The organism is Cellvibrio chitinivorans, assembly GCF_035117775.1.
Lineage (GTDB): Bacteria > Pseudomonadota > Gammaproteobacteria > Pseudomonadales > Cellvibrionaceae > Cellvibrio > Cellvibrio chitinivorans.
The window spans coordinates 127,658-135,723 of record NZ_JAYKKN010000007.1 but is presented as its reverse complement, the minus strand read 5'-3'; the positions used below and the strand labels follow the sequence as shown (position 1 = coordinate 135,723).

Sequence of the window (8,066 nt, the reverse complement as noted above, 5' to 3'; positions counted from 1 at the left end):
CGCTTCACCGGAGGCTTCAACTATTTCGTTGCCTCTATAATTGCTCCGGTTGCTTTCGGCTGGAGCGATAGCCGAGTGGGATTTTCACCCACGGGGAAAAGCGCCGCCTTATCACGGCGCACGCCAATAGCGGACGCTGAGATCCTGGCTGATAAACCTCAAAACTCTTTATCCAATTAGTCATTCCTTCTAACCTCTAAATAAAAATCAATTTCGCTCAAGAATTCTCGCTCCTGGCCCCTGTTCACCAAGTACGTCATCAGGGTTACGTAAGGGGCAATCCTGTAAAGATAAGCAGCCGCATCCGATACAGGTATTCAAATCATCGCGCAAGCGCTGTAGTTTTTGTATGCGATCATCAAGGTTCTCTCGCCATTTTTTTGCTGCGACAGTCCATTGAGCTTTACTGGATTTCACGCAAGGCTGGTATCGACCCAGAACACTTTCTATTTCAGATAGAGGTATACCCACTCTTTGGGCCACTTTAACAATTGCAATATAACGAAGCACACTAGCCGCATAACGTCGCTGATTTCCCGCATTACGAACACTGACTATCAAACCTTTTGCCTCATAAAAATGTATAGCTGAAACTGCTACACCGCTGCGGGCGGCCACCTCGCCCACACTTAATTCCCGCTCCCCTCTTACTTTTGATTTATTCACAAACATTAGCCCCAGCTATTGACCTCAACTTAACTTGAGGTTTTATAGTGACTCCACTTGACGCACCTTGCAACTTTAAAAACTAATTTTCTGGAGAACCTGAGGGTTTAATCATGCTAAACCAACTAAATAGCATTCGGAGTTACGCCAATGAAGTCCTGATTATTCAGCTCTTGGGTACGATTTTTAAGGATCAGATAACTTGCAAGGAAAAAGTAGACTTAATGTCCAACACGATGAACGAAATCCTAATCTGCAATGGATTTCCCGAATTCACGCCTCAAAATCGGCTGGAATTTAGCGGTTTTATAAATTATTTATTAGATGTATTTAGGCGGCCGAAAATCAGCATCAATACAATTTACGCAGATGACACAAATGTACAAATTCAATTTCGAATTCAGGGAATTCACCATGAAGAATTTATGGGACTAATGGCATCAGAAGGAAGGATATTACTGGATGCGCAAATTTCTTTTAGATTCCACAATGAAAAGATAAGTGAAATCACTATGCAAAATATAAAAGTAAATCTTATTACGCAAAAAGGCTTGTTATACGAGTTAAAGTGTCATTGATACTAATGAGACATTAAAGCAATCAAACTCAAATCTATTGCAGAAATCACGTTCAAGCTAAAAAATTGGATAGAGCCGACTGTATATCTGGTGGGAGTCCCATATATTCCTCAAAAAGAAATATGTACCCCCACCAGATTTTTCGCGCCCTTTATACTAACTAGATTTTCCCACTGCACCCTCTCTCATATTCGCAATATCCCTTTTCGGCGCCGCCCCAAACAGGCGGCTATATTCGCGGCTGAATTGCGAGGGACTTTCATAACCGACACGATAAGACGCGCTGGATGCATCCATGTGCTCGTTTAACATCAGTCGCTTGGCTTCATTTAATCGCAACCATTTTTGATATTGCAAAGGGCTCATCGTGGTGAGTTGGCGAAAATGATGATGAAAAGTCGGCGTACTCATTTGCACTTGTGCAGCCAAATCTTCCACGCGCAATTGAGTTGCAAAATTCAACTTCATCCAATCAATCGCTTTAGCGATGCGGTAACTCTGACTATCCACCGATGCTATCTGGCGCAAGAGCGCCGCCTGATCACTTAGCAATAAACGATAATGAATTTCGCGCTTGATAATTGGTGCAAGCACATTGATAGCGGATGGTTCATCCAGCAATTCCAATAGGCGCTTTAGCGGGTCGATAATTTTTTTAGTCATCGCACCAAGACCAACACTAATGCTCGCCGATTTCTCACGCTGATGCGGCAATCCGCCCTGGGCAATTAACTCTGCCAACATGCGAATATCCAATTTGAGCACTAGCCCCAAACAGGGCTCATTGTCACCGACTTCTACAACTTGTGATGTTGCAGGTAAATCCAGCGAGGTGATAAGAAAATTGGTCGTATCGTAGGGATAGGCATCGCCCCCAATCACTATTCGCTTCTTCCCTTGCACCACTAAAACCACACTGGGCTCGATTAAACAAAAATCTGGCTCGGTCAGCGCATCCCGCCGAAAGAACAACAGATCAGGAATTTCAGTAACCCAATCGGAGGTTTTGTTTACACGCTTGGCAATTATGCTTGCCATAGCCGCCTGTGAGGTCTGGATGGAAGAATCCAAGGTGGTTGTCATCGCTAGTTTACTCGCCCAAAAAGGACCTATCTGGTCAATTACTTTTGTTTCACAAGTCTACTCCGACGCCAATTACCTATCCACAAAAATATTGATACAAATAGGATTAGGCAATAAATCGAGCGATTTGATCTAACGATTACCTGACCACATGAGAATAATAGATTCATCGCCTCTACGCGACCCAAACCATTCTCAAGTCACTAGGAGACACTCCATGAGCGAATTATCGATTCAGAAAGACCCGCAAGCATCAAAAGTATCAGTAGACGCATCAATAGATGCTGGACGTCGCGACCTGCTTAAAAAGACCGGCGCAGGTATTGCCGCTGCCTATGTTGTCTCTGCCATAGCTGCACCTGCATCGGCGGCAACCACTCTGGCACTAGGCGAAGGCTGGGATAAAACCTTTGCCAAAAGCGATAAGGTTGATCACAAAAAAGTGACCTTTACCAATCGCTATGGCATCACCTTGGCAGCCGACTTATACGCACCTAAAAATGCCAACGGCAAGTTAGCAGCATTAGCACTAAGCGGCCCTTACGGCGCAGTTAAAGAGCAATCGTCTGGCTTGTATGCACAAACCATGGCTGAGCGCGGTTTTATCACCTTGGCCTTTGACCCTTCCTATACCGGTGAAAGTGGTGGTGAGCCGCGCCATGTTTCATCGCCAGATATCAATACTGAAGACTTTAGCGCAGCAGTGGATTTCCTTGGTTTGCTACCGAATGTTGATCGTGAACGTATCGGCATTATCGGAATTTGCGGCTGGGGCGGGATGGCGCTCAACGCAGCGGCAATCGATAAACGCATCAAAGCCGTAGTCGCCAGCACCATGTACGACATGTCTCGTGTTATGTCCAAAGGCTACAACGACAGCATGACCCCGGAGCAACGCAGCGGCGCATTAGAGCAATTGGGACAGCAGCGCTGGAAAGACGCTGAAACTAGCAAACCTGCGCTTGGCCCCGTGTCACTGGAATTAAAAGGCGGTGAACCACAATTTGTATTGGATTATGCTGGCTACTACAAGTCCACCGAACGCGGTTTCCATCCTCGCTCCATCAATTCCAATGGGGCATGGACTGTCACCAATCCGCTGTCATTCATGAACATGCCATTGCTGTCCTATATTAAAGAAATATCTCCGCGCCCCGTATTACTGATTCATGGCGAAAAAGCTCACTCACGCTACTTCAGTGAAACTGCTTACGCCGCTGCCGCAGAACCGAAAGAATTGGTGATTATTAAAGGTGCAAACCATGTTGATCTTTACGATCAAATGGATGTGATTCCGTTTGATCGCTTGACCAATTTTTTCCAAACGCATTTAAAAACTAGCACAAGCGAAAAAGCAGCTAGCTAACGAAACAAAACGCAATTCGGTCATGGCACGCCATTAACAATGGTGTGCCAAACGACTAACAAGCGACAAGGAGAACAATTATATGAAAAACTTTTCTGTTTTATTCGGGATTGCACTTGGCATTACTACCAGTGCTTTTGCATTGGCAGAGTCACAAGCTCAATCCGTGCTCCCCACCTCTGACCACGTCAACGTAAAGGAGAGTTTTATGATCCTAAACAAAAAAGGTTCGGTAGCACCGTTTAAAGGCCCAGCCGACTGGTTTACCGGAAATGTAATGATTGATCCGATTCATATGCAGGTTCAAGAACCGTCACGTATCACATCCGCACTGGTGACCTTCGAGCCGGGCGCACGCACCAACTGGCACACACATCCATTGGGACAACTGTTAATCGTAACCTCTGGAACTGGCTGGACCCAATGCGAAGGTGAGGCTCGTGTAGAAATTAAGGCGGGCGATAGTATTTGGTGCCCACCGGGCCATAAACATTGGCATGGCGCCACCAGTAGCGAAGGCATGAGCCACATTGCTGTACAGGAATCACTGGATGGAAAAAATGTTGAATGGCTTGAGCCAGTCACTGATGAGCAGTATGGAAAATGACAAAGATCTGCATCACAACTGAAGGTCAAAAAATTTTCGGCGTCTTGAATGACTCGGCGGCAAGCAGGGATTTTTTATCTCTGCTACCGTTGACACTGACGCTTGAGGACTACAGCAAAACCGAGAAAATCAGCGACCTTCCGAAACGTTTATCAACCCAAGACGCTCCCGCTGGATTCAAACCCAAAGCGGGAGACATTACCTTTTATGCTCCTTGGGGAAACCTGGCGATTTTTTACCGCGATTTTAGTTACGCCAGCGGGCTAATCTCATTGGGTGAAATTAAAGAAAATATTGATCTACTTGCGAAGAAAACTTCACTGAAAGTGATCATTGAGAAAATTGATTGATTGCAACACCAACAAAAAGCCCGAGGCACTTTGCGCATCTCGGGCTTTTTGTTGCTTGGATTTTACTTTTTCATTAATTGCCGCTGAGTGGAATTAATTTCAGCTTCAATTGATAGTCTTGTTGTTTTTCTGGCAGCAAACGATATTCATCGTAAGGTGTTGCCCCCCAACTATTATCTCCACCAGCGCCGCGCTGACGATAATCCAAAATTAATTCGGTAAGCGGGCGCGGCACTATATCCGCCGCATGGCGGTTGCCTCCAATCATAGGGTAATCAAAATCTTCAATAGTGTTGTGATGCGCAGTGAAATCAAACTGCGGCTCACCCACTACTTTTAAACCGACACCTTTGGCGTTGCGAATTTCTAACCAGCGAGTATCACTGCGATTACCATTTTCCTGAGGGCGAATATATTGCGTGTAAAAATCGGCAACACTGGATTGGTAAATGCCTAAGTCCGCTGCGTATTTACGGTCCTGATAATTTTCCCAAGGGCCACGACCGTACCAACGAGCCGAATCGAAACCATCCGGCATTTGCATTTTCAAACCAAAGCGCGGCATTTCAGGCAAACCCTTGGCGAGCTTGGCTTGATAGTCGATTTCCATTTCGCCATTGGCTCCAATTCGATATTCAATGCTGCCAGTGCTGTTCAGCGTTGGGAAAATCAGATCAAAACGAAGTATGACGATACCATTGTCGTTGTTGATATTCGCTTCAGTAACTTCCGCTTTTTCGCCCGCATACTTGAAGTAAGCGCCGGACTTTTCCGCCAAGCGGTTGCCGTAGTCTTTGTCGGTTAATGCACGCCAGAAGTTAGGCACAAACCCTTCTTTTATCAGTTCAGTACCCGCCACTTTGTAGCTGGTCAGACGACCGGTGGTTTTATCAAATGCGATAACAGCATTGCCGGTGTTTATGTTGACTGCACTTGCAGTTTCTTTGAATTGCAATTTTTTTGCTGCTTGCAATTCTATTGTTGCTGGGGTCGATTTCTCCAGTAAGAATTGTTCGCTTGCAACCACATGGCCTTGTGGGATTACACCTTCTGCTTGCTTCATCGCAAACTGAATATTAACTGCATATTCCGCTGTACTTTTGTAGGCGTAATTTTTTAAAGGTGCAATGGTGATTGTCTCAGTCGTCTGAGGTGCAGTATTCAATGCAGCCAAATTACCTTGTGCTACTTGAGTGCCATTTTCCAGCAGCATCCATTTGCCCTGCACATAACGTAAATCACGGAAGAAATTACGGTTAGTGATTTGATAACTTCCAACACCAGATGAAGTTACTGCAATACTTTGATACACCTTTTGCACTTCAAACAGTGATGGATGGGGCTCACCATTTGAATTAAGCAAACCATTGGCCAAACCATTGGCAGCATTGGGAGTGCCTTCAGGTTCAAAGTCTCCACCGTACGCCAAAATTTGCTTACCCTGCGCGTTAGTTTTATAGATGCCCTGATCACGCCAATCCCACACATTACCGCCTTGCACTTGCGGGTGCTGATACACAAAATCCCACAGCTCTTTTAGATTGCCGCCGCTATTACCCATAACGTGCGCGTACTCAATCCAAATAAACGGCGTGTCGGGATATTTATTTAAATACTGCTCACTGATTTCTTTTCTATCAGCGTACATCCAGCCCACGATATCGGTCATTTTTTCTTTGTACCAAGTCTCGCGGGTTTCATATTGTACGAAACGGCTGCTATCCATGGATTTAGCCATTTTGTAAGCCGCTGAGATATTTGGACCAGGGCCAATTTCATTGCCCAATGACCAACCGATAATGGATGGATGATTTTTATCGCGTTTAATCATGCCACGCACGCGGTCAAGAATAGCCTCTTTAAATTGCGGGTCATTTCCTAAACCGTCTTCTTTAAATTCGTAGCCGTGCGCTTCGATGTTTGCCTCATCAATCACATACAAGCCGTACTGATCGCACAACTGATACCAGTAAGGATCGTTCGGATAGTGAGAAGCGCGCACTGTATTGATGTTATAGCGTTTTAGCAGCTCAATATCTCTGAGCATGCTGGCTCGATCAATTGTATGGCCAGTATTCGGATCGTACTCATGGCGATTCACACCTTTGATAATAATGGGCTGGCCATTTACCAACAGCTGACCTTTTTCAATCGCGACATTGCGGAAACCAATCGCTTGACGCACCACCTGATCTTCTTGTCCGGATTGTTTTAGGGTCAACACAAGATTGTAAAGTTTAGGTACTTCAGCTGACCAAGCAATTACATCAGGAAACGCCTGATTCAATTTCACGCTGGCGTTTTTTCCTGCTCCGGCGCTCATTGATGAATCCTGTTTCCACAACAGTTTTTCACCGTCATACAGCGCTGCCTCCAGCTGGGCGTTTGCACTAGTCGTTTTAGTGTTAGCGAGAGTCACTTCCAGATTCAACAAGCCATCGCGAAAATTATTGGTGAGCGATGCAGCTGCATGAAAATCCCACAATTGGGTTTTAGGTACAATTTGTAAAAATACATCGCGCTGAATACCGCTCAAGCGCCACATATCTTGATCTTCCAAATAGCTGCCGTCGCTCCAGCGAAAAGCTTGCACGGCTACATTGTTTTTGCCTGGTTTGACGTAAGCAGTAATATCAAATTCTGCTGGCAATTTTCCGTCCTGACTGTAGCCAAGTTTGTGACCATTGACCCACACATAAAACGCCGACTTCACGCCACCAAAATGCAAAATGATGCGCTTGTCTTGCCAGCTTTCTTCAACAGTAAAATCGCGGCGGTAGGAGCCTACAGGATTGTAGTCTGTTGGCGTAAACGGTTTATTTTTTTTGAATTCATAACCGTGGTTAATAAAAATTGGATAGTCGTAACCCTGCAATTGCCAATTAGAAGGCACTGTTATTGTCGGCCATTTTGAAACATCAAAGTCTGACTGAAAAAACGTTAAAGGTCGCTTGTCAGGATGTTCGGCAAGATTGAAATGCCATTGACCATTCAACGATTGGTAATGACTAGAGGCTTTGTCGTCACCCTTCAACGCATCTGCAAATGAGGGGTAAGACGTAAAAAAGGCACGGTCCGGCAATGAGCCCACATCGAACACTGCCGGGTTTTCCCAGTCGTTTGAGCTGCTTGTTTTTGATTTAACTTGCGCATCTGCATTATTTGTCTGACAAGATGCCAGACTAATGGCTAAGGCTAGCGCCAGCCCAAGTCGGCCACCTGACCGAGCTATCGAAATCTTCATGTTAACTACCTTTTATATATTAGTTTTCTAATATTGTATTACAAAAATAACGAATGCATTCAGATTTACTTTTGTTGACATTACTTCGTTAAAAAATGATTTTTTTTGGGGGGGGGTAAGACCTTTGCTAAAGCGTCAAATTAAGCGAAGAGTTAACGCCATCCGGCTCTCA

8 protein-coding genes are annotated in these 8,066 nt (G+C 45.1%); 5 read left to right on the top strand and 3 right to left on the bottom strand.

All coding sequences use genetic code 11. From position 1 onward, the window contains the following. A partial coding sequence (locus tag SPL68_RS16660; protein WP_323816300.1) for a hypothetical protein occupies positions 1 to 180 on the top strand: 180 nt, incomplete at its 5' end. Between the two features lie 27 nt (positions 181 to 207). Here SPL68_RS16660 and soxR read toward each other — a convergent pair. Beyond that, a complete protein-coding gene (gene soxR / locus SPL68_RS16655; RefSeq protein ID WP_323816299.1) occupies positions 208 to 666 on the bottom strand; it encodes a redox-sensitive transcriptional activator SoxR in 459 nt (152 codons plus the stop codon). Positions 667 to 779: 113 nt separating this feature from the next. On the opposite strand from soxR, the gene SPL68_RS16650 reads away from it, so the two are divergent. Further along, entirely contained in the window at positions 780 to 1,244 is a 465-nt protein-coding gene (locus tag SPL68_RS16650) for a hypothetical protein (protein WP_323816298.1), read from the top strand. Positions 1,245 to 1,400: 156 nt separating this feature from the next. Here the strand turns inward: SPL68_RS16650 and SPL68_RS16645 are convergent, their stop codons facing one another. Continuing rightward, complete coding sequence (locus tag SPL68_RS16645; RefSeq protein ID WP_323816297.1) at positions 1,401 to 2,327, bottom strand: AraC family transcriptional regulator; 927 nt, start codon at positions 2,325 to 2,327, stop codon at positions 1,401 to 1,403. Positions 2,328 to 2,544: 217 nt separating this feature from the next. Between SPL68_RS16645 and SPL68_RS16640 the strand changes: the two genes are divergently transcribed. The 3 genes from SPL68_RS16640 (at position 2,545) to SPL68_RS16630 (ending at position 4,650) form a co-directional block, all read left to right on the top strand. Continuing rightward, the gene (locus tag SPL68_RS16640) at positions 2,545 to 3,693 is read left to right on the top strand and encodes an alpha/beta hydrolase (protein WP_323816296.1); all 1,149 of its coding nucleotides are present in this window, start codon (positions 2,545 to 2,547) and stop codon (positions 3,691 to 3,693) included. Positions 3,694 to 3,775: 82 nt separating this feature from the next. Further along, a complete protein-coding gene (locus SPL68_RS16635; protein WP_323816295.1) occupies positions 3,776 to 4,300 on the top strand; it encodes a (R)-mandelonitrile lyase in 525 nt (174 codons plus the stop codon). Continuing rightward, positions 4,297 to 4,650 carry a cyclophilin-like fold protein gene (locus SPL68_RS16630; protein WP_323816294.1) on the top strand — a complete coding sequence of 118 codons (354 nt, stop codon included), beginning with the start codon at positions 4,297 to 4,299 and terminating at the stop codon, positions 4,648 to 4,650. The genes SPL68_RS16635 and SPL68_RS16630 overlap by 4 nt, the downstream gene beginning before the upstream one ends. A 73-nt stretch (positions 4,651 to 4,723) precedes the next feature. Here the strand turns inward: SPL68_RS16630 and lacZ are convergent, their stop codons facing one another. Next, a complete protein-coding gene (lacZ, locus tag SPL68_RS16625) occupies positions 4,724 to 7,894 on the bottom strand; it encodes a beta-galactosidase, LacZ type (RefSeq protein WP_323816293.1) in 3,171 nt (1,056 codons plus the stop codon). Positions 7,895 to 8,066: the final 172 nt, after the last annotated feature.